This window comes from Paenibacillus sp. PK3_47 (assembly GCF_023520895.1).
Classification (GTDB): domain Bacteria; phylum Bacillota; class Bacilli; order Paenibacillales; family Paenibacillaceae; genus Paenibacillus_AQ.
In genome coordinates this window covers 4,465,736-4,488,904 of sequence record NZ_CP026029.1, presented here as the reverse complement: position 1 = coordinate 4,488,904, position 23,169 = coordinate 4,465,736, and the positions used below count along the sequence as shown (strand labels likewise).

Below are 23,169 nucleotides of genomic sequence, written 5' to 3'. Positions count from 1 at the left end.
TATACGGAACAGCCCGGTCTTCATGAAGACCGGGCTGTTCCGGCATGGATCAAAGAACTCTGATCCTGCGGGCATGATCGCCAATAATGATGTAAGGCTCCTTAAGTTGAAACGGACTGCCGTTAACCGTTACATTCTCGAATGTAACATCCTCCACCGCTCTCGTCTCATCATAGCCTTCAATATGCGAAGGATTCAGGCAGGTTCCTTCAAAGCGGATGTTCTTAAAGCGGACCCCTTCGATTCTCTTCCCCGGAGCCGGATTATATTTCTCATTCTGCAGGACCCGGAGATTGAACAATTCACCGAGCTCAAACGATTCGATCCGGATATCTTCAAAGCTTACATTACGGATGGTATTGTTATCGCCGCCGTTAATCGCCAGACACCCCCAGTAGTCAGGCTGCGGTTCATGGTGCTCCAGAATGTCGATATCCGAAAAGCTGATATTCCCGATTACATCGCCTTCTCCTTCATGATTTCCGTGTGTGCCGATATTCACCGGATGGGCAACATCCGCCCACAGGACGCAGCTGCTGACCTTTACATCCCGGGTGTCCCCCTGAAATTCCCCACGCGATGCGTACACGGCAATGCAGTCATCCGATGTACGGAGAAAGCCACCTTCTACCGTGACATCCCGGCAGGCCATCATATCGATTCCGTCGCACCATCCGCGTGTGCTGAATGATTTCAGATTGCTGATGCGGATCTGCTCCGACTGTCCGAGAAGCACCGTATAGTGCGGGGGATCGATTACAGTGATCCCGTCGACGCGGATATTACGGGAATACTTGATCTCAAATCCCCGGTAATAGGTTGTCTTCGCAAAATCGGACATATATAATATGCCTCTGCCTGTCACCGTCACATCGTGCACCCCGCTGCATACCAATCCCCCATACACTACAGCGCCTCCCGGGATGAATACTGAAGTGCAAGATGGGAGCTGAAGCAGCGGCTCATCCAGCTGGTGAATACCGGGCCCAAAGATAATGCTCTTCCTGACAGCCGTATTTGGGCTGTGTTCCAGCTGCTTCTGAATGTCTGCGGTGTGATGTAATCCCGGCTCCAGAAGGATGACCTCACCTCTGCCGGCTTCAGGCAGCGGATCCTCCGGCGGATTTGCAAAAATATGCAGATTATGAAACCGGTCGCCATTGATCTCAACCGACAGCAGTCTTGGCCCGTCTATCGCAAACGAAAGGCGGCGCCCGTTAATTGTGCCGGACAAACCTGCTGATTGCGGACGGATTACAGCTTCGCGGATGACCTCCTGTGCATGCTCCACTTCGATTTCAACCGTCCCGGAGCAGTCGAACATGACCATGGATGCATTGCGTACATTGTGCATATCCACCTTTACGTTGTAGCTGAACAAGGACTTCCATTTCCCTCCGGGAATTCGGACCCGGACTGAGAAATCGGAGTTGTGTACGGCCCCTTCCGGTGCCGGGTACAACTGAATCCAGTTTTCGGTTAACACATCTCCCCGCTCCTCCCGCCATAAGGAAACCGGCTGTGTTCGGGCATGTCTCCATGTCCCCACAGCCGGTTTGCAAATTCATGACTGCTTGTTACTTGCTGCGTTCTTCATAAATCTTCTGGGCTTCATCAAGCTCCGCTTGTCCGCCGGATTTCAGCCACTGGGCTTTAAAGTCATCAAAAGCCTTATCCGTGTCAGCTTCTCCGGTGATGGCCTTGATATAATATTGGGTCTGAAGCGTGTTCAGGATGGTCTCATACTGTGCTTTGGTGGTCATTACCGTCGATTGCATCAGATCTGTAAGCACAGTCAGGCCCTCAATTTTGGTATATTGGTCACGGAAAGCGATTTTTTCGGCTGAAAAATGATACTTTGTCATAGCTTCCACCTTGCCGCCAAGCGGGTTATAGAAGCCTACACCCAAAGCAGCCAGGGTCTCCTCAGGTTCCTCAACCATAACCGCCAGATCGCCGTCCAGATTATAGGTTACCCCCTCCTTGCCGAACACTGTGGTCAGATAACCCTCCTTGTCTGTTGCGACATATTCGAGAATTTCCAGTATCTTTTGTCTTTTCTGATCATCCTTCTCCAGCTGGGCTCCGAAAAAGATAGGCGGCTGCAATGCGCCGTTAGACAGGGCATATTTTTTGCCGTCCGGCCCGGTGAGCGGAGTCCCCGGCACCAGTTCAATTCCCTTGTCGGCGGATACCTGGCCGAAATATCCGTCTTTATACAGATGATGCCACATGCCGGTATCGAACATCCCTGTCCGCAGGCTGATGAACTTGTTCTGTATGGAGCCGTTGTCATCGGTGACGAACTCGGGATCGATAATTCCGGCTTCGAACCATTTGCTGAGAAGCTTCAGTCCTTGTCTCGCCTCTTCCGTAATCGCGCCGTATTCCACTTTGCCGTCCTTGCCCAGCTTGAACTGGAACGGATTCACCCCGAAGGCGGCGAAAACGGAGTTAAACATCTGTGTCTGGGCATCCTTGCCGCGGCCCGTCATGCCGAAGGTGTCCTTTTTGCCGTTGCCGTCCGGATCGCCGGTGGTAAACTTGGTTAATACATCCTCAAGCTCGTTCAGATCTTTAGGAGCCCCGTTATACCCGATTGCTTTCAGCCATTGTCCGTTGTAGGCGGGCATAAAGCCTGTGCTTCCATTGGACCAGACCTTGGGAACTCCCCAGTTCTTGCCGTTATAGCTGCCCGCGTCCCAGGCATTGGGATCAATGCTTTCGACATCCGCCACATAGGCGGGCATATATTGTTTGATCTCCTCTACCGGTATGCTGGCAATTACACCCTGATCCGCCCACTGCACCATATCCCCCACTGTTCCATCGACCGCCAGCACATCGGGAATGTTGCCGGAAGCAAGCATAACCCCGAGCTGTTCTTTCCAGGTTCCCGTTTCAAATTTGACATTACTGATTTTGACATTGAATTTCTGCTCCAGAAATTGCTGCACATAGCTGTCGTCGCCTTCCGGAGCATTCCAGTTGTTGGCCCATATGATTTCAATCGGCGCTTCTGCTTCCGGCTCGGCCGGCGCACTGGACGGGGAAGCATTGTTCCCGTTGTTACTGCATCCGCTTCCAATCAGAGATGTGCCCAGCAGCAATGCGGCCATCCCGGTTAACCATGACTTTTTGTTCATTTGTCTGATATCCTCCCTTTTTATGCCTCTGGTGCTTGATATTTAAACAATACTGCCTGGATAGCAGATTGCATAAACCCTGTTAACCCTTAAGCGATCCTACCATCGTGCCTTTCACAAAATACTTTTGCAGGAACGGATAGAGAACGATGATCGGCAAAGCCGTGAACATCAGCGTAGCTGCCTTAATCGGCTCCTGATACCCGAGAGCGGTGTTGGTCGTATTGGAAGCATACATGGATAGGTCTTCACCTGTAATGACAACTCTGCGCAAAAAGGTGGTCAGGACTTGCTTGTCAGGGTCCTGGATATACAAGACGGCGTCAAACCAGGCATTCCAGTGCCCCACCGCTGACCACAAAGACAGCGTAGCCAGAACCGGGAGCGACAGCGGCATCACAATCTGGAACAGAATACGCAGGTCATTCGCTCCGTCAATTTTGGCCGAGTCCTCCAGCTCATCCGGGATCGCCTGAAAGAAATTACGCAGAATGAGCATGGAGAAGGTGCTGACCAGTCCCGGCAAAATATATACCGCCCGCGTATCCAGCAGCCCGAGATTTTTGATCAAAAAATAGGTGGGAATGAGCCCGCCCCCGAAAAACATCGTGAACACGATCAGCAGCGTAAACACATTGCGGTGCGGCAGATATTTTCTCGAAAGCGGATAGGCCCCCATCGACATAAATACAACAGAGCATACCGTACCGACAACGGTTCTGAAGACGGTATTGCCGAAGCCGGTCCAGATATCGTCTTTTCCGAGCACCCGCTCCCAGGCATACAGGGAAAACTCCTTCGGATACAAATGAATTCCTAATCTTAAGGACTCGGCAGGTGTGCTGAAGGAGACCGATAACATATGAACGAACGGATACAGCATGATAATGCACAGAATCACCATAAAGGTAATCAGAAAAATCTGAAAAATCATATCCCCTTTGCCTAATTTCACAGCTTACTGCTCCTTTCCAAATCAGAATAATCCGTCCTGTCCCAGCTTCTTCGAAATATAATTGGTGAACAGCACCAGTACAAAAGCGACCACATTCTTAAACAGCCCTACGGCGGTAGTCAAACTGAACTGGAAGTTCTGCAAGCCTACCCGGTAGACATAGGTGTCCAGAATATCCGCCACTTCATAGGTGGCCGGTGAGTACAGGTTCAGAATCTGGTCAAAGCCCGCGTCCAGGATTCCCCCCATACGCAAAATCAGCATGAGCACGATAACCGGCAGTATGGACGGCAGGGTGATTTTCAGCGTCTGCTTCCACCGGTTGGCCCCGTCCATAACTGCAGCTTCATATAAATCAGGGGATACACTAGTCAGAGCAGCCAGATAGATGATCGTCCCCCAGCCCACCTCTTTCCAGATTGCCGAGGTTACCAGTGTGAATCTGAAATAATTCGGATCTCCGAGAAAATAGACCGGCTCCAGTCCCACCAAAGTAATCAGGTAGTTCACCACCCCGGTAGACGGGGAAAGCAGCGTGATCAGAATCCCGCCCAGAATGACCCAGGAGAAAAAATGGGGCAAATACGTCAGCGATTGCGCTACCTTTTTAAACTTGGACGACCGGATTTCATTAATGAGAAGCGCAAGTATAATGGGAGCGGGAAAACCGAACACAATGTGGTACATGCTGATGATTACTGTATTGCCCAGGATTTTGAAGAAGTCGGGCGATTGCAGAAACAGAAACTTAAAATGCTTGAGTCCCACCCAGGGACTTCCCCAGATGCCGTCCATAATCCGGAAATCCTTAAATGCCAGCTGTATTCCGTACAAGGGCGAATAGGCAAATACGGCGTACCAGATCAGTACCGGTGCAAGCAGCAGAAACAAATACCTGCACTTTTTGTATTCCCTCCATAATGCCGCCAGCTTGGATGATTTTTTCTCAGTCTGGTGGAGTTTGCCATCCGGTGTGACTACCGTTGTTGAGGCCATCACAGTTGCTCCTTTCCGCGTAAACAAATACATGAATTTTTTCAGTGCCGCTCACAAATGTAAGTGTAGGTTTATGGAAACGCTTTTTCCAGTTCAACTTCATTCAAATTGTTATACTTTCTTTCGTTTTCGCTTCTTTAAAAGTCCAATTATTTCAGTTGTTATCCACTTTTCAGCCATAAAAAAAGCCCGTGCCGTATGAACAGCGGGGCCAGATCCAGTATGTAAGCCATTAGTTCTCTAAAGTAATCCAGTCTGAATGATCCTTATGCGATTTGCGGTATTGGACGGGTGTGACACCGAACCGCGCTTTGAATTTACTATGAAAATACTGCGGGTTCCGGTAGCCGACCTGCTCGGCAATCGCCGCTATGGACAGCCGCGGATCGGCAATCAGCAGCTCGGCAGCCTTTTCCAGACGCAGCCTGGTAACATATTCGGTGAATGAGCTTTTGGTAACCTCACTAAATATTGTAGAGATATAAGCAGGCGCCAGCGAGACTTCCTTGGACAAAATCTGCAGGGACAGGTCCTCATGCAGGTGATCCGTTATAAAGGCTTTTAAAGTGCGGATCACCTCGGCATGGGCATGGTTGCCTTCGGCATTCATCCGCTCGGTAATTTCTGAGGACAGCTTCCGGATGCTCTCCATCGTTTCGTGAAGCGTCTCTTTTTTCAGCTCATCAAACAGATCGGAGTGCGGCAGCAGATGCTGGAGCTTCAGCTCAATCACACACTGGTACAGCTGGGCGATCAGCTGCAGCACTGCCAGCTCGGCCGCATCAATCTGTATGCCCTCCTTATGCAGGGCGGTTACGAAGGTATCCAGAAAATCATCTACGCCCTTCAGATCGCCGGCTTTCAGCGCATTGCGGTAATGCTCAAAATTAAAAAAGATCGGCTCCGCATTCAGTGACTGAATGGTTTCATAGGCAATCACCGCATGTCTGCCATACATAAAATGATAACGGCCGGCCTGCTGCGCACTTTGGTAAGACTCCTGAATCTCTTCGCTGGTCTGTACCGTCCTGCCGACTGCCGACTGAAATTTCACGCCTTCGCCTGATATCCGCTGCAGCCCCTGCAGTTCTTTGACCAGAAAGGACGGGTCATGCCCTTCATCTCTTCCGATATAATATAGAATAACTGCCTCCTTGGCATTCAAAGAAACGAACTCCCCCGGGAGGGTATTATGCAGCTCGTACCTTGCTCTAAGCCCCTCCGTCTCTCCCTCGTTTAATTGAAGGTATACGGCACAGAAGGCTGTATCAGGCAGCTTGAGCATTTCCTGATGCTCTTCACTTTGGCTGACCCCCAGCAGCAGATTAACCAGTTCATTTTTTCTTGCCTGGCATTTGAGATCAACAATTTTGTCATTCATTAAGGAGAAGGTATCGCCGATAATGACATACTCATTTTCACGGGATACATGAAGCTGCGCCGGCTGGAAGCTCCCAATTTTGGCCATCAGCTGTTTGATTGGAACATAAAGCTGCTTCGAGAAGAGGAAAGAGATGATCAGACCGAATAAAATAATGATGGCAGAAGCGGTATAAAGCCCTGTTTTCAAATGCTCGGTAAAAAGTTCAAGCGTATGGGTCGGCCGGTACATGGCATAAGTCCATTCATGCGCCGAATGAGCAGCCGGAAGCCGGGATACGACTCCCGGTACTCCGTCCTCCTTCATCCTTCTTTCCTGAAAAGAATCTGAACCAAGGACTTCCTGCAGTACCTGATCAATCCTGCTGCTTCCGCTGCCTATAGCAAATAGCGCCTGCCCCTCCCCGTCCAGTACCAGAAGCTTGTCATCCCGGGAACTGAGCATGGGAGCCACAACGGTCTGCAGATAATTCACACCCACATCAACGATAAAATAGCCTGCTGCCTTCACGCTCGGAATCTGATAGGGAAGCTTAATAATGTAGCTGATGACCTGCTCACCGTTCGCGTTGGTCCGGGACATCCATTTCTTCAAGGGCATCCTGCTGATTTCGTAATAAAAATCCGACTCCAGTGAATGTGCAGTGTTCATATAAAACTGGTCGGCATCCACCACATAATCATTACCTGGGAAATAGACTGACACATTGGTAACCCCTGCATTTTCAACTTTAAAAAACTCTAGATCATCATTGAAAGCAGCAGCCCTGCTCAGATTTCCTTTCCAGCCTCCGTACAGCAGGACACTCAGGTTCCCGTTGCTCTGGATAAAATTGATCGACAAGGCCTTATTCTGCAGATTATCTTCATATTTCTTCAGCAGTGTCTGCTCGATAAAAGACTGGACCGCATTCAGACGGGTAACGTTGTCCTTGGCAATCTCCTGATCCATCATCCGGTTAGCCTGGGTGTACCAATAGCCGCCCATCGTACCGATCAGCACAACAGAAAGAATGGTATAGGATAAAACGAGGTGGTTGAATATGGTCTTTTTATAACCGTATTTGTTCATGCTGCTCCCCCTTATTTCTGCCGGCTCACTTTTTACCGGTACACATAATTTAAACGCTTTCATATATAGATAGTAAAAATAAGGTTTTTGTTCCACTTTTAAATGATAACAGATATTTAAATTTTTTTACTATTATAATATCTTTCGATTTGTTCAATTATTTTGCGAATTCTGCAAAAAAAGAAGCGGCATTTAGCTTGCATTTGCCATGCAGGCTGCCGCTTCTTTAATTTACAACGTACACCAGAACATATTAATGACTTGGAAACGCTAATGCTAACTGACCCTAGATCCGTTATTTTGCGCTAGAGGTGTGTTTTGGCATCCTAACGGACCCTAGTTCCGTTATTTCATCCGAAAGAGCTTAAATCACCCCTCATTTAGCAGAATAAAGGAACCACGGTCCGTTTAGCGATGGAAACGGAGCTATTTCCGGCAAATAACGGACCCAGTGTCCGTTAGCGTTGCGAAAGAGGCCGAGGCATCTAACAGATGCAACGTCCGTACACATGGAAACACAGCAAAGAAACCCAAGACCACTACAAGAGCTGGGTTTCTCAACACTCTGAGACCCGTCATGTGACGGGTCTTCCTGCATCTTTTTAAATACTTACATCCTGTCCATCCGGAACCGGCACGCCTAAGACCAGCCGTCCGACTTCATCCCACTCCACTGGCTGGACACGGGTATGGCGGTTCGGATCAAACAAGGGATCTCCAGTGATCTCCTTGTAGTTTCTGGCGTGATAGACAAGCAGGTGCTGCTGTCCGTCTGCGGATACCGTAAAGCTGTTATGTCCCGGACCATACTGGCCGTTCTCTTCACTTGACGTAAAGACAGGAACCGGAGACTTGGTCCAGGAAGCTGCATCCAGTAAGTCGCTGTCCTCCCGCGCTGTCAGCATTCCCATGCAGTAATGGTGATTGGTGGCACTGGCGGAGTACGTCAAGAAAATGCTGCCGTTCTTTTTCAGCACCGCAGCCCCTTCGTTCACGCGGTATCCGATGATTTCCCAGTCGTATTCCGGCCGGGTCAGTACGGTCTGCCCGCCCTCCAGTGTCCACGGATTGGCCATCTTCGAGATAAACAGGCTTGAATTCCCCTGAATCGACGGATCTGTCTGCGCCCACACGAGATACTGCACTCCGTTATGTTCGAAGGTGGTAGCGTCCAGCGAGAAGGTATCCCAGGCCGTGTAAATCCTGCCCTTCTCTTCCCAGTTTCCTTCCAGCGGATTCGCTGATTCGTTCTCCAGCACATACAGGCGCTGTGCAAAAGGCTCATCGTCACTGCCTGCCGAGAAATACACATACCATCTGCCGGCGATATAGTGAATTTCCGGTGCCCATACATAGCCGCTCATAATTCCCTTCAGGTGCTTCTTCCAGATCACAACAGGCTCGCTGGCGGCCAGCCCGCCGATGGTCTCTGCTCTGCGGAGCTCAATCCGGTCATACTCGGGAACCGAGGCCGTAAAGTAGTAATAACCGTCACTGTGCCGGTAAATGTGCGGATCTGCCCGCTGGAGGACTACAGGATTGGTAATCGTTTCGTTCATATGAGTTCAAACCTCCTGACTAATTGCTTCGTTAGAAATGATAGTTTCTTATGGTCAGTGCTCTAAATGTATTATGTGCAGCTAAAATTCCCTTTAAGGAACACATTCAGCCTATAGCTGCACTTCATACAACTATTCTAAGCAAATCTTCTCTCTGGGGGGATAAAGGCCATTTTTAAGTGTACGAGGTGCAACTATAACAAAAACTCTGCCTTAATCCTTACTTTTAGTTGCATGAAATGCAGTTATCCGCTTCAACCCCCTATTGAAAACGCAGGTTCAGAGCTTCACCGGCAGCATCAGCCCGTCCTCGCCGAACTGAAGCGGATCAATGCAGGTCTCGCGGTGAATTCCTTTGTAATCGTTAAACCGGGTTAACGGTGTTACAAAGCGGTGATAAGCAATCCAGTATTGCCCGGTATCCGGGTCACGCAGGATAGAATGATGGGCGGTGCCGAGCATGTCCTTGTCCTTATTTTTGCCAAGAACCGTATAATGATAGTTTACCGGACCGTACAGCTGCTCTGACGTCCCGTAGTTTACATGGTAATCTTCACTCCCCGTGTCATCACAGGACCAGGTGAAGTGGTAGAGCCCGTCCCGTTTGAGCACGGTAACGGCTTCCCGGAAGTCGTACAATCCGTCAAGGTTCTTCATTGTGTCCTCTACAACGGATACCATATCACTGCCGAGCTGTACGATGGCCCCGTGGCTGTTCCCGAACAGCATGTAAGCTGTACCGTCATCCTCTATGTAGATGGAAGGGTCAATGGCTTGTCCCATGACCAGCCCCAGGCGCTTGATTTGTTCCATTGTAATGAGCGGCTCCGGCTGTGCGCGGAACGGGCCTGCAGGAGCATCAGCAACCGCCACGCCGATGGCACTTTCACCGTCAGGCTTTTTGCCGCAGAAATAATAGTAGTAGCGGCCGTCCTTGCTGGCGATGCATGGCGCCCAGGCACTGCCGACAGCCCACGGCACATCCTCTGTGGCCAGATCAAGAATGACACCCTCATCCTGCCACAGCTTCATATCTTCCGACGAGAAGACATGAAACTGTGTTCCGGACCAGCCTGTAAAGCCGTCTGTCGTAGGGTAGAGATAATAACGCCCATCGAATTTGGCCAGATCCGGATCAGCGAACTGTCCGGGCAGCACCTGATGCCCGTCTCCGAAGGCTGCCAGCAGCCGGGCCGACTCCTCAAAAGTAACCGGCAGAACGCCGCCATGGCGTTTCCTGTTCCTTCCCAGATCAAACTCATCATCACCAAGCACGCGGAAGTCTCCGCCCGCAAGATCAGTGGTCAGCAGAGGGAGATACCCCTTCCCTTCCGCATAGCGATCTACAATCAGGCACCACTCTTCGCGGTCATTCAGCTTAAAAATCTCCGGTCCTTCCACCCCCATAAGGCCCTCCAGCACCGGTGCATCCACAAAGCTGAACGCAGCTTTATCCAGCGATGATCCCTTTTCCACCCGGATATTCTTGGTCGTCTCATCCTTGGAGTAACGGTAGTAATAGCCGCCATCGGCAATAATCGTTGTATCAATAATATGGTTGTCCCGCTCGATATACTTCTCCGCTGCTGTGAATTCCCGGAAATCCCTCGTGCGTGCACTGTAGATTTTATGCTTCCGTTCACTTTCATGCGGCTCCTGTGTAGCGGAAGCCCAGAACACCAGGAATTCATCCGCAGCCTCATCATAGATAGCTTCTGGAGCCCAGACGCATCCGGCACCTTCCACGCCTACTGTAACCGCCCATGGCCCGGACCAGTTCACCAGATCAGCGGATTCCCAGACGATAATATCACGGCTTCCGGCCTCGACCGCCGCCGCCCAGCCCTTGCCGCTGGCAATGCGCAAATCCGTGGCGATCAGGTAGAACTTGCCTTCCTTAGGGGAGCGGACGATGAACGGATCTCTGGCTCCCTTTTCCCCAAGCTCTGAGCGCAAAACAGGCAGACCCGCGTTCAAATCCTTATAGTGCAGGCCGTCTTCACTGTAGGAGAAATAGACCTGCTCACCGTCAGGTTGTTCACCGATAAAATGAACCAAAAGATAACCGGAGTAAGTTGGTTGAGAATGGGACAAGCTAAGCCCTCCTTGCGGGATATGTTGTTTAGTTAATATTACTGTTAATATATTTATATTTACAAAAACATTATAGTCAGAGGACACAGAGTCAGTCAATGCTATATTGCGGAAAAACCTGCTTTGCAGAATAAAACCCGCTGTTATCATCAAACACAACATTAACAAATGTATTAACTATATTTTCAATTGAAACCTGCCCTGGCTTGAAACCGTAAGTTGTAAGAAAGGTTGAAAAGCATAACGATTTGATGAACTGGGCCATCAGCTTGCGTAAACCATGCATTTATCGGGTATTAGTGCAGTAAATCGAAGCTTATGAGACCCCCAAAAAAAGACAAAGCACAGCGGAGAGGAGCTATCATTAGTGGAGTATTACCGTAATGGTGTATCAGAGAGTTTGCAGGAACTGGAGAGTACAGCTAGCGGCCTTACGTCTGCAGAAGTTCAACGGCGGCTGGAACGGGACGGTTACAATGAATTAAAAGGAAAGAACCGGGATCCCATCTGGAAGCTTTTCCTTGAAAATTTCAAGGATCCTATGGTAGTGGTGCTGCTTATAGCAGCCATTGTCCAGATTTTCATGGGACATGTTATGGAGTCGCTGATTATTTTCCTTGTGCTCATCCTCAATGCAGTCATCAGCGTCGTCCAGACCCGTAAAGCGGAAAGTTCACTTGCTGCCCTGCAGCAAATGTCGGCCCCCGAGGCCAAAGTGCTGCGTGACGGGGCGCTGAAAAAAGTCCCTGCCAGGGAGCTGGTCCGCGGTGATATCGTCATGCTGGAGGCCGGTGATTATGTGCCCGCCGACGGCCGTGTCATTGAATCCGGGAGCCTCAAAATTAATGAAGGTATGCTGACAGGGGAATCCGAGGCTGTCGAGAAGCATGCGGATACCATTCCTAATGAAGCGCCGCTCGGTGACCGCCGGAATATGGCTTTTAGCGGATCGCTTGTGGTATACGGCCGCGGAACCTTTGTGGTAACGGGAACCGCGCTGACTACCGAAATCGGAAAAATAGCCGAGCTCCTCGAGAGCGCCGAAGCCAAGCAGACGCCGCTGCAGCGCAAGCTCGAAACCTTCAGCAAGCAGCTCGGGATAGCCATTCTGCTGCTGTCCGTTGTGATCTTTGCCATTCAGGCAGGCCGCGTGTGGCTGTCGGATGATACGGTCGATACTACGGAAGCCATCTTCAATGCGCTGATGTTCGCAGTCGCTGTAGCGGTGGCTGCAATTCCCGAGGCCCTGTCCTCCATCGTCACGATTGTATTGTCTGTAGGAACCAACAAGATGGCTAAGCAGCATGCGATTATCCGCAAGCTTCCGGCCGTCGAGGCCCTCGGGTCAACAAGTGTAATCTGTACGGACAAAACCGGTACCCTGACCCAGAATAAAATGACGGTTGTGGATTACTTTTTACCGGAAGGCCCGCAGGATCAGTTCAAGCAGGAGCCGGAGGAATGGTCGGAAGAAGCCCGGCGCCTGCTGCATATTGCCGTACTCTGTAACGACTCCCATATTAACGAGGACGGCAAGGAGCTGGGTGATCCGACAGAAGTAGCCCTTATTTCCTTCAGCAACAGCGTGAATAAGGATTACCGGGAAATACGCGACAACTTCCCCCGCGAGGCTGAGCTGCCTTTTGACTCAGACCGCAAGCTGATGACTACCCTGCACACCTTTGGCGGCAAAAAAGCAATGATCACCAAAGGCGGTCCGGATGTACTCTTCGCGCTGTGTACACATGTGCTGATCGGCGAGCAGGAAGTTCCGATGACTCCGGAGATTCTGGAGCGTTTCGTGAAGGCCAATGAGGATTTCTCCAAAAGAGCGCTGCGCGTTCTGGCTTATGCCTACAAATATGTGCCAAATACAGTCACAGAAATCCGGCTGGAGGATGAAAAGAATCTGGTCCTTGTAGGCTTAACTGCGATGATTGATCCGCCGCGGGATGCTGTCTACGGCGCGATTGCCGAATCCAAAAAAGCCGGTATCCGGACCATCATGATCACCGGAGACCACAAGACTACGGCACAAGCTATCGGACGGGATATCGGCCTGATGACCGACAAGGAAATTGCCGTAACCGGCCAGGAGCTTGATGCCATGTCCGACCAGGAACTGGATCAGAAGCTGGAGCAAATCGGCGTGTACGCCCGGGTCTCCCCGGAGAACAAAATCAGAATTGTCCGCGCATGGCAGCGTAAAGGTAAAATCACCGCCATGACCGGTGACGGTGTCAATGACGCCCCTGCCCTGAAGCAGGCCGATATCGGAGTGGCCATGGGCAGCGGTACCGATGTAGCCAAGGATGCGGCTGCGATGATTTTGACCGATGATAACTTTGTCTCTATTGTCAATGCTGTATCTGTGGGCCGGACGGTGTTCGACAACATCAAAAAGGCGATTGCTTACTTGTTCTCAGGGAACCTGGGGGCGATTATCGCCATCCTCTTTGCTCTTGTTTTTGACTGGATCAATCCATTCACAGCCATTCAGCTGCTGTTCATCAACCTGGCGAATGACTCCTTGCCTGCGATTGCGCTCGGTATGGAGAAGCCCGAACCGAATGTAATGAGCAGAAAACCGCGGGAGCTGAAGGAAGGTATTTTTGCCGGAGGCATGATGCAGGCGATTATTACACGCGGTGTGCTGATCGGTGCAGCCGTTATCATCTCCCTGTACCTCGGCCTTCAGCATTCGGATGAAATGGGCGTAGCAATGGCGTTCACAACGCTCATTCTGTCGCGTACGCTGCAGACCTTTGCCGCCCGCTCGAACAGCCAGACCTCGGTTGAAGCCGGCTTTTTCAGCAACAAATATGTTATTGGAGCCGTGCTTGTCTGCTTCGCCTTCTATGGCATTGCCGTTCTGCCGGGAATCAGAGACATCTTCTCGATTCCGGATTCGTTCGGAATGTCACAATGGCTGACTGCAGCCGGCCTGGCACTCGGTGCCGTTATTCTGATGGAAATTGCCAAGCTGCTCCGCAGAGCATTCACGTCCAAGAAGGTTGGAGAAACGGTGAATTAGGAATATAAGAGTATTCATGAGAAAATAAAAAACAAAGCTGCAATTCCCCGGGTGGCGGGGCTGCAGCTTTGTTTTTTTGTGTTTGGTTTTCGCATACAATTGGCCCGTTGCCCCTGGACGTAGCCGATTGTACTCGGTTTTTCGCATACAATTGGCCCGTTGCCCTGGACGTAGCCAATTATACTTGGTTTTTCGTATACAATTGGCCCCTTGCCCCTGGACGTAGCACATTGTACTCGGTTTTTCGCATACAATTGGCCCGTTGCCCCTGGACGTACCCAATTGTACTCGGTTTTTCGCATACAATAGGCTCGTTGACCACCACAGTAGTTGTAGCAACATTACAGCATTCATTCCGGCCATCCAGCTACTTTCCACGAATTCAACGGGATTTTTCCCGTTCATTTTGGCCATCCGCCTGATCTCCGTGAATTCAACGGGATTTTTCCCGTTCATTCCGGCCATCCGCCTAATTTCCGCGAAATCAACGGGATTTTTCCCGTTCATTCCGTGCCAGCCAACCGGCGGCAACTCCACTTATCCCCAGTCTAGTGTGCATCCTAGCCTCACACACAACATCAAAACCGGCCCGGATCTGATTTTCATCAGATCGGGCCGGCTCATTGTCTTTACTCTCCCGTTCCCACACGGGAAAGGTAGAACTCATACTCCAGTGTCTGATCGGCAGGGATTCTGTATTCATTGTGGACCGGTGCGCCCCAGCTGTCGTCTCCGCCAACGCCCATTTGCCGTCCGGCTACCGTTACTACGGTGTAGTGAACCGGCGGAAGTTCAAACGGATGAGCGGCATGCTCCAGCTCGAATGCAGTATAAGGAGACAAGTTACACTCCACGGGTGCGCTTGCCGGAGCGGAGATCTGCAGGCCGATACCGGCATTATCCGTAATCTTCACGCTGCGTACGCCGGTGCGGTTGCCTGATTCCTGCGGTACCAGGTAACGGGCCGGCAGCTCCTGCACCTTGCGGCTGAATACTCCGAGTCTGGCGCCAAAGGCACGGTCGGTGTAATTCTCTTCAGGCCCCTTCGCATACCATTCAGACTGGCCGTAATCAGCCGACATCTTGAAGGACATAGCTACAATCGGCACATCCGGAAGTCCGGCAGCACCGGTATAGCGGTTATGAACCTTAACCTTACCGTCTCCGTAGACGGTATATGCAGTCCGGACCGCCAGCCCTTCATGAATGCTGAACCGGTAGTCGAAGCTTACTGTTACTGCACCTTCCTGCTTATCAAGGCTGACCTCTACGCATTTGCGCGCCAGGCTTGCCGCATACCAACAGCCGCCGTGATACCCGAGCTGGGTGCCTTTGTCATTGTCAGTGGCCGCCCGCCAGAACAGCGGAGCCGGAGGCGTCTCAATCATCTCATGGCCGTGATAGTTCAGGGACACAAGCGATCCGACCTGCTTGGAGAACAGCACCGTAAAGCCTTCTCCGATCACGCCGATCTGTACATCTCCCTCGACTACCTTAAGCCCGCCGGCAGCCGGCTCCACATCAGTATTAGCCTCTACTACGAATACATGTTCACCAAAGGCGATTTCATATCCGGCCTCAGCCCACAGCTCGTCTTCCTTCAGCAGTAGGGAAGCCTGGATGCTGTATTCGCCCGGTGTCTCTTCCGTGTGCGGCAGCTCAACCGGCACCAGAATTTCACTTTGCGGCGCGGCGCTGACATCTGCTGTCCAGCTGCCTAGCAGTTCGCCTTCACAGTACAGGCGGTATTCGAGGATCAGATGCTCTGTTCCCGCGAACAAACTTTCATTAATCAGGCGGATGCCGGTCCGGCTTGGCTCCAGCTTGTAATTCTGGTACAGGAACTTGACCTCCTGCATCTTGGGCGTCCACTGCCGGTCGGCGAACACGATGCCGTTGCCGCAGAAGCTGTAATCTGTCGGACGGTCCCCGAAGTCGCCGCCGTAAGCAAAATACTCATTTCCGTACCGGTCCTTCTTCAGGATCGACTGATCGATATAATCCCAGATGAAGCCGCCCTGGTACATCGGATACTTATTCTCTAGCTCCGTGTACTTGTGCATGCCGCCGACTGAGTTGCCCATCGCATGCATGTATTCACAGCTGAGATACGGTTTGTCCGGATTGCTGTTCAGATACTCCTCGATATCCGCCGGCTTGGCATACATCCGGCTCTCCATATCGCTTGTATCATTGTAGTTACGGTCATAGAACACGCCTTCGTAGTGAACGAGACGGCTGTTGTCCCGGCTGCGGAACCAGTTCGCCGCATCGAGAATGACCTGCCCTGCATACGACTCGTTACCGCAGGACCAGATCAGAATGGATGGATGATTCTTATCCCGCTCCACCATAGAGACGGCACGGTCCAGAACGATATCGCGCCAGTCCGGATCATTGCCCGGAATATTCCACGAAGGCTCCACCGCCCCCATCTTCTGCCAGGAGCCATGGGTTTCCAGGTTCATCTCATCGATAACATAAATGCCGTATTCATCGCACAGCTCATACCATAACGTCTGGTTAGGATAATGGGAAGTCCGCACTGCATTAATATTACTTCTCTTCAGGGTACGGATATCCCACAGCATATCCTCGCGGGTGATATTCCGGCCAGTCCGGCAGTTGAATTCATGCCGGTTGACGCCTTTGAACACAATCCGCTTGCCGTTGATGCACATCAGCTTGTTCTTCAGTTCGAACCGGCGGAAGCCTGTCTTCTGCACAACAGCTTCAACAGTATGTCCCTGCTCATCCAGAAGAGAGATACAAAGTGTGTACAGGTACGGGTCTTCAGCACTCCATGTATGGACATCCGCAGCCGCCGCAGACAAAGTCAGCTCCCTGCCGCTAAACGTCCCTTCCGCACTTAGCTGAACTTCTCCATCTTTATCCTTCAGCTCGAGCTTCGCACGGACGGCTTCGGCCGGTGTCTCCAGCAGCTGCATAACCGCCGTCAAGGTACCTTGCGTATAGGTGTCATCCAGCTCCGACCGCACCTCAAGATCACGGATATGGTATTTCGGAACAGTGTACAGATACACCTCGCGGAAAATACCCGAGAACCGCCAGAAATCCTGATCCTCCAGCCAGCCGCCGGTACTGCGCTGATAGACCTCGACGGCCAGCTTGTTGCGGCCTGCTCTCATGAACGGGGTCAGATCAAATTCCGAAGGCGTGAAGCTGTCCTCGGCATACCCGACAAATTCACCGTTAAGCCATACATAGAACGCTGATTCCACCCCTTGGAAGGAGATGAACAGCGGGCCGTTCTCCATATTCTCCGGCAGGCGGAATTCCTTCACATAGCTGCCGACCGGATTATGCTCCGGGGAGATATGCGGCGGACGGAGATCAATAAGCCCGTCCCACGGATACATCGTATTGACATACTGCGGCCGGCCGTAGCCCTGCAGCTGGATATGTCCGGGAACCTGAATATTGTCCCAGCCGGTGCAACTGAACTCTTCCTTATAAAAAGCTTCCACACGGCTTGCCGGATTCGGTGCATAGTTGAATTTCCAGCTTCCGTTCAGGCTGAAGCGCAGATCCATCGGCGCTCCGGCCTCTGCTTCAGCCATATTCGTATAATAGCGGTGGTCTGAATGGGCCTCAAGCCGGTTCACCTTGAAGGTTTTCGGGTCTTCCAGCCAGCTCAAGTTTGGGTTAACTGCCAATTTGATTTCCTCCTTAGACAACGAACTTAAGAATGTCGTTTCCTTCACTCTTAAGTTCATCTTTTTTAATCCATATTATTTTACCGAACCCACCATACCGGCGACAAACTGCTTCTGCATCAGGAAGAAGACGAGCGCCGTAGGCAGTGTGGAAATAACAACCGCAGCCATAATAACACCGAAATCCGGGGTGTAACTGGAGCCAAGGTTCGAGATCAGCAAAGGAATCGTCCGTTTCTCCGGGGTCTGCAGTACAATCAGCGGCCAGAGGTAGTTATTCCAGCTGGACATGAAGGTAATAATAGCGGCAGCGGAATAGGTTGTTTTCATCGTCGGCATATAAATCCGGAAAAACAATCCCAGCTCTGACAATCCGTCCATCCGTCCGGCTTCCAGCAGCTCTTTCGGGAACATCTTGGAGCTCTGACGGAAGAAGAAAATCAGAAACGCCGTTGTAAAGGTCGGCAGAATGACCGCAGCCATCGTGTTAACCCCAATAAGCGGGGCTGTAGCCGACAGCTTCGAGAACATCTGGTAAAGCGGAACCATCAGCGCGGCAAAAGGAATCATCATCGACAGCAGCAGCAGATTGAAGACAATATCCTTCGCTTTACTGCGGTAAATTTCGAATCCGTAACCGGCGAGTGAAGCAATCACCAGAGCCAGCACTGTTGTCGTCAAAGCAATTTTCAGCGTGTTCCAGAGGGCCTGCACCAGATTGATTTGTTCCGTCAATTTTCTGATGTTATCGAACAGATGGGTACCGGGAAGCATTCTTCCCTGGGTAACGTCTACGGAAAGGTTCGTAGCACTGATAATCATCCAGATGAACGGAAAGATCGAAATTAACGCAACAACGGATAGGAAGATGTAGATAAAGGAACGGCGGAATGTTTTCATTATTTATCATCACCTGCCAATTTGATTTGAAGGAAAGACAGAATAATAATCATGACTACGATGGAATAGGACACTGTTGCCGCATAACCGAAGTCAGGTGTGTACTTGAACGAAAGATTGTAAATATATTGTGAAATGGAGAGCGTCGCGTTACCGGGACCTCCCTTGGTTATATTCATAATTTCATCGAACAGCTGCAGGGTTCCAATCGTCGAAGTAATCGACGTAAACAGAATGATCGGCTTGAGCAGCGGTACAGTAATCGAGAAAAATTGTCTAGGTCCCGATGCACCGTCGATCTTCGCAGCTTCATAAATCGAATTGTCGATGTTTTGCAGTGAGGAGAGGAAGAAAATCATATTGTATCCTGTCCAGCGCCAGGTAATGGCGATAATAATCGTAACCTTTGCCCAGACGGGATGGGAAATCCACTGGATCGGTTCAGACAGGATGTGCATGTTCATTAAAGCCAGATTGACCAGTCCGTCATTGCCGAACAAATATTTGAAAACAACCGAGTAGGCTACAAGTGAGGTTACGCAGGGCAAAAAGATTGCAGTACGGAAAAAACCTTTGAAGCGCAGCTTGCTGTCATTCAAAAGCACGGAAATAATCATCGCCAGGACAATCATGACCGGCACCTGCACAATCAGGAACAGGAAGGTGTTCTTGACGGCGGTAAAAAAGGTTTTATCGCTGAACAGCCGTTTATAGTTGCTCAATCCGTCAAACTGAAGGTTGGCCCCTGCGCCTGTCTTGAATGAAAGCAGCAGAGCCTGAATCATCGGATAGAAATAAAACAAACAAATCATGAGTACGGCCGCGGCAATAAACAGCCAGCCGGTAAGCTTGGCGCGGTTACGCATTGTATGGTTCACAGCTCTCATTCCTTTCTCTATACAGGCGTGAATCGGTTAAAAGGAGAAGCCGCCGCCCCCGCCATACCGCAAATGGCCGGAAGGAGGGGGACAGCGGTCAACAGTTGTTACAAACGCTTTTACTGGATTTGGGACTCGGCCTGGGACTGTGCATCACTGAGCGCTTTGTCCACTGCTGTACCGTTCAGGTAGTTCTGCATTTCCACTTTCAGAATGTCCTCAATGGCGTAAGTGTGCAGACCGTAGTTTACGTTAGGAATTTCAGCTGTCCATTTTGCAAAGTCAGCGATAACCTTTTGCCCGCCGAAGAATTCATCAGCAGCGCCGTAAGCTTCGCCTTCAGCAGCCGGTTTGTAGGTACCAATAACCCCTACATCCGTTACAAGCTTCTGGTACAGATCCACATCGGAGCCGAGTGTGGCGCCAAGGAACTCAACAGCTGCTTCTTTGCCTTCGTTGTTCAGCACATACCAGGAGCTGCCGCCGAGGTTCGAGGCATGTACAGAGTTTGCCGCATTTTTGAGTTTCGGGAACGGTACAACCGCCCATTTGCCGGACTGGTCAGCAGCCGATTTTACCGAAGGTGTGATCCAGTTCCCTGTAGGGATCGAGGCTACGTCGCCGCTGTTGAAGCCTGCAAGGAACGAGCTCCAGTCGGAGTTGATTTTAACAATGTTGGCATTCATCAGCTCTTTGTAGCTTTCGAACGCTTCCTTCAGTACTGCGTTATCCTTCAAGTCAGGTGTCGTGCCGTCTTCCTTCAGATACCAGGAGCCTGCGGATTGGATCATCATCCGGATCAGCCCCAGATCGTTAGGATCCTGGGTCAGCATGTCTTTGCCGGTTTTGGCTTTGACAGCTTTGCCGATCTCAATGTACTGCTGCCAGTCGATGTCCTGCAGATCGTCAACCGTGTAGCCGGCTTCCTGCAGATAATCTGTACGCACATACAGGCCTACTACACCGGAGTCGAACGGTACGCCATACTGCTTGCCGTCAAAGCTGGTGGGTCCAAGCTTATAGTCCGCAAAGTCAGACGCGTTGATCGCATCTCCCAGCTCCTGGAAAGAATCCGGATACGTTTGCAGGAAGCTTTGGGCACGGTAATCTTCGATCAGCACAATGTTCGGCAGGCCCGAAGCTGTTCCCGAGTTAAGCCCTGTATTCATCTTTTGGATGATGTCATCCTGTGCATATTCAACAACTTCGATTTGGGCATCCGGATGGTCTGCCACGTAAGCGTCCTTAGCGAGGTTCATTGCTGCGATATTAAAGTTTTTGTCCCAAGCCCAAACTGTGATTTTCTGGGATCCGGCTGCATTTCCTTCGCTTCCGGTATCCGCCTGGTTATTCGTATTGGCATTGCTGGAGCATGCTGTCAGCATCAAAAATCCGGCGAGCAGAAGTGCAGTAGCTTTTTTCTTCATGTGTTGTATATCCCCCTAACGCATATTTGAAAGTGCTTTCTTGTAAAGAATATCATCCCGGCCGCCGATCTCGTTAGAAATGATTTTAGTTAAAATAGTGATATTATTGTCTAGTGTATCCGCTTCCACTGACTCTAAATTAGCATTTATTTTCTCCTTTTGGACTTTTTTTAGGTTAGCCGCACCCGCTAAAGATGCAAGAAGCCGGCACCGCTGGGCGGCGCCGGCTTGCGGCGTAGCTCGTATATTATGCTGCAAAAGCAGCAGTTCAATGCATATTCAGCAAGGAATTTTAATAGAAACCTTCGTGCCCTGCCCCGGTGTACTGGAGATGGACACCCCGTACGGCTCGCCGTACAGTAGCATCAGCCGGTCATGGACATTGCGGATTCCGATCCCGCTGAACAGCTGTCTGCTGCTTGTGGAATCGGGGATGTCTTGCTTGCTGTCCAGGTCCATACCATCCCCCGTATCCACCACCTCGCAGTGCAGCGTATCCCTGTCCTTCATGATGGTGACATAGATGTAGCCTGAGGTTTTGATATTAAAGGCGTGGAAGAAGGCATTCTCGATAAAGGGCTGAAGGATCAGCTTCGGCACTTTGTCCTTCATGCAGTCCGGTGATACAAAGGTCTCCACCTTAACACGGTTGCCGTTCCTGACCTGATTGATAAATATGTAATGCTTCAGGTTAACCAGTTCCTCTTCCACCGTAATCGTCTCTTTCACATTGCTGATGGTGTTCTGCAGCAGGGAGATAAGCGCATGAATGGTCTCTGTTGCCTGCTCTTTGCTGCCCCGCTGCACCAGAATATTAACCGATGCCAGTGTATTGTACAAAAAGTGCGGGTTGATCTGCTGCTGCAGCGCAGCCAGTTCAGCGTTGCGCTGCTCCTTCTGCGTCTCTACCAGCTGGGCGACATAGTCATTCAGCTCTTTTAACATGTAATTGTATGCCGTGCTCAGCTGCCTTGTCTCATAGGTACCGGTGACTGACATATAGTTATGGAAGTTCTTTTTGGTCACATTGGACATTTTTTTGACCAGTGTGCGCAGCGATTTCGTCAGCCGTTTCGTCAGAAAATAGACCACCAGTACCGCTACTGCAGCGATCGCGGCGCCGATGAGGACAAGCGCCTTTTTATCCAGCAGTGTGCCGATCGTCCTGTCCTTGTCAATCAGGTTCACGATATAAAAGTTGTATGAAGGCAGATAATCAGCCAGCACAATGACATCCCGTCCGGCAATGGTCAGCTCTTCACTGGCGAGATTGCCCAGGGCGATATGTTTCGCGCTTGCCAGCAGGTCAGGAGAGAGACTTCCGGTCTGCTCTGTCCGGTTGCTCGACACGATCCGTCCGGCCGTATCCAGAAACATGACATCGTTGCCCCGGCTGGTAAAGCTGGTATAGTTCTTGCGGAAATCACTTTCGCGCGTGAACATGTACAGCGTACCGTACGGCTCAGCCAGCCCCGGAGCAGTCAGCGCCTTGGCCGCAACCAGATAACGGTTCCCGGAATTCAAAGGGCCTGCATCCATAAAGCTGTAAAAAAGCCTGCCTCCCTGTTCCTGGGCAGCCGCTGTAATCGGATTGTTCTTCAGCTGCTCGGAGGAACCGGACCAGTAGGTCACATCACTGGTATAGCTTCTTCCGTTCCCCCCCAGTATGGACAGGCCGACATTAGCCGCACCGATACCGGATTGAATGCGGTCCATCTGGTCACGCATGCTGTAATACCGCTTGAAATTGGCCAGAGAGCTGCCGTCCTTCTCCGTCATAAAGCTGCGGATCACCCCGCTCTGCCCGACATTAATTGCGGTATTGACGGCTGTGTAATGTGAATTATCCAATCCGCTCTTGATCTGGTCAATAATCTTGGAGTTGGTGATGCTGAAGGTCTGTACGAACAGCTGCTGTGACAGCTGAACGGTTACCCCGGTAATCAGAACGGTCACGAGCACAATGCTGATCACCATGACTACAAAAATTTTGCTGAACAGGCTCTGGTCTCTAAGCTTTCCAAGCCATTTCTCCATCAGTCCCATTTCGG

General features: G+C 50.9%; 13 protein-coding genes. 1 reads left to right on the top strand and 12 read right to left on the bottom strand.

The window, feature by feature from the left end; translation table 11 throughout:
* Positions 1-49: 49 nt before the first annotated feature.
* From C2I18_RS19710 to C2I18_RS19680, 7 genes are all read right to left on the bottom strand, one after another.
* Positions 50-1,549, bottom strand: coding sequence for a glycosyl hydrolase family 28 protein (locus C2I18_RS19710; RefSeq protein ID WP_249897442.1), 1,500 nt, complete (start codon positions 1,547-1,549; stop codon positions 50-52).
* Between the two features lie 28 nt (positions 1,550-1,577).
* Positions 1,578-3,146: an extracellular solute-binding protein gene (locus tag C2I18_RS19705; RefSeq protein ID WP_249897441.1), complete on the bottom strand. Its 1,569-nt coding sequence runs from the start codon at positions 3,144-3,146 to the stop codon at positions 1,578-1,580.
* Positions 3,147-3,228: 82 nt separating this feature from the next.
* On the bottom strand, positions 3,229-4,101 hold the full coding sequence (locus C2I18_RS19700; RefSeq protein WP_249897440.1) for a carbohydrate ABC transporter permease: 873 nt from the start codon (positions 4,099-4,101) through the stop codon (positions 3,229-3,231).
* A gap of 21 nt (positions 4,102-4,122) precedes the next feature.
* Positions 4,123-5,097: an ABC transporter permease gene (locus C2I18_RS19695; protein ID WP_249897439.1), complete on the bottom strand. Its 975-nt coding sequence runs from the start codon at positions 5,095-5,097 to the stop codon at positions 4,123-4,125.
* 232 nt (positions 5,098-5,329) lie between these two features.
* Positions 5,330-7,549, bottom strand: a complete 2,220-nt coding sequence (locus tag C2I18_RS19690; protein ID WP_249897438.1) for a helix-turn-helix domain-containing protein — start codon at positions 7,547-7,549, stop codon at positions 5,330-5,332.
* Between the two features lie 602 nt (positions 7,550-8,151).
* On the bottom strand, positions 8,152-9,108 hold the full coding sequence (locus C2I18_RS19685) for a glycoside hydrolase family 43 protein (protein ID WP_249897437.1): 957 nt from the start codon (positions 9,106-9,108) through the stop codon (positions 8,152-8,154).
* Between the two features lie 279 nt (positions 9,109-9,387).
* The gene (locus C2I18_RS19680; RefSeq protein ID WP_249897436.1) at positions 9,388-11,202 is read right to left on the bottom strand and encodes a glycoside hydrolase family 43 protein; all 1,815 of its coding nucleotides are present in this window, start codon (positions 11,200-11,202) and stop codon (positions 9,388-9,390) included.
* Positions 11,203-11,569: 367 nt separating this feature from the next.
* On the opposite strand from C2I18_RS19680, the gene C2I18_RS19675 reads away from it, so the two are divergent.
* A complete protein-coding gene (locus tag C2I18_RS19675) occupies positions 11,570-14,236 on the top strand; it encodes a cation-translocating P-type ATPase (RefSeq protein WP_249897435.1) in 2,667 nt (888 codons plus the stop codon).
* Between the two features lie 629 nt (positions 14,237-14,865).
* Here C2I18_RS19675 and lacZ read toward each other — a convergent pair.
* The 5 genes from lacZ to C2I18_RS19650 all read right to left on the bottom strand — a co-directional run bounded on the left by lacZ (position 14,866) and on the right by C2I18_RS19650 (position 23,155).
* A complete protein-coding gene (gene lacZ, locus C2I18_RS19670) occupies positions 14,866-17,973 on the bottom strand; it encodes a beta-galactosidase, LacZ type (RefSeq protein WP_481857819.1) in 3,108 nt (1,035 codons plus the stop codon).
* A gap of 15 nt (positions 17,974-17,988) precedes the next feature.
* Positions 17,989-18,813, bottom strand: coding sequence for a carbohydrate ABC transporter permease (locus C2I18_RS19665; RefSeq protein ID WP_249897433.1), 825 nt, complete (start codon positions 18,811-18,813; stop codon positions 17,989-17,991).
* Positions 18,813-19,700: a carbohydrate ABC transporter permease gene (locus tag C2I18_RS19660; RefSeq protein WP_249897432.1), complete on the bottom strand. Its 888-nt coding sequence runs from the start codon at positions 19,698-19,700 to the stop codon at positions 18,813-18,815. Before C2I18_RS19660 ends, C2I18_RS19665 begins: the two co-directional genes overlap by 1 nt.
* A gap of 110 nt (positions 19,701-19,810) precedes the next feature.
* Complete coding sequence (locus C2I18_RS19655) at positions 19,811-21,118, bottom strand: ABC transporter substrate-binding protein (protein ID WP_249897431.1); 1,308 nt, start codon at positions 21,116-21,118, stop codon at positions 19,811-19,813.
* A 279-nt stretch (positions 21,119-21,397) separates the two neighbouring features.
* Positions 21,398-23,155 (bottom strand): sensor histidine kinase, encoded by a 1,758-nt coding sequence (locus tag C2I18_RS19650; protein WP_249902175.1) that lies wholly within the window; start codon positions 23,153-23,155, stop codon positions 21,398-21,400.
* Positions 23,156-23,169 lie beyond the last annotated feature (14 nt).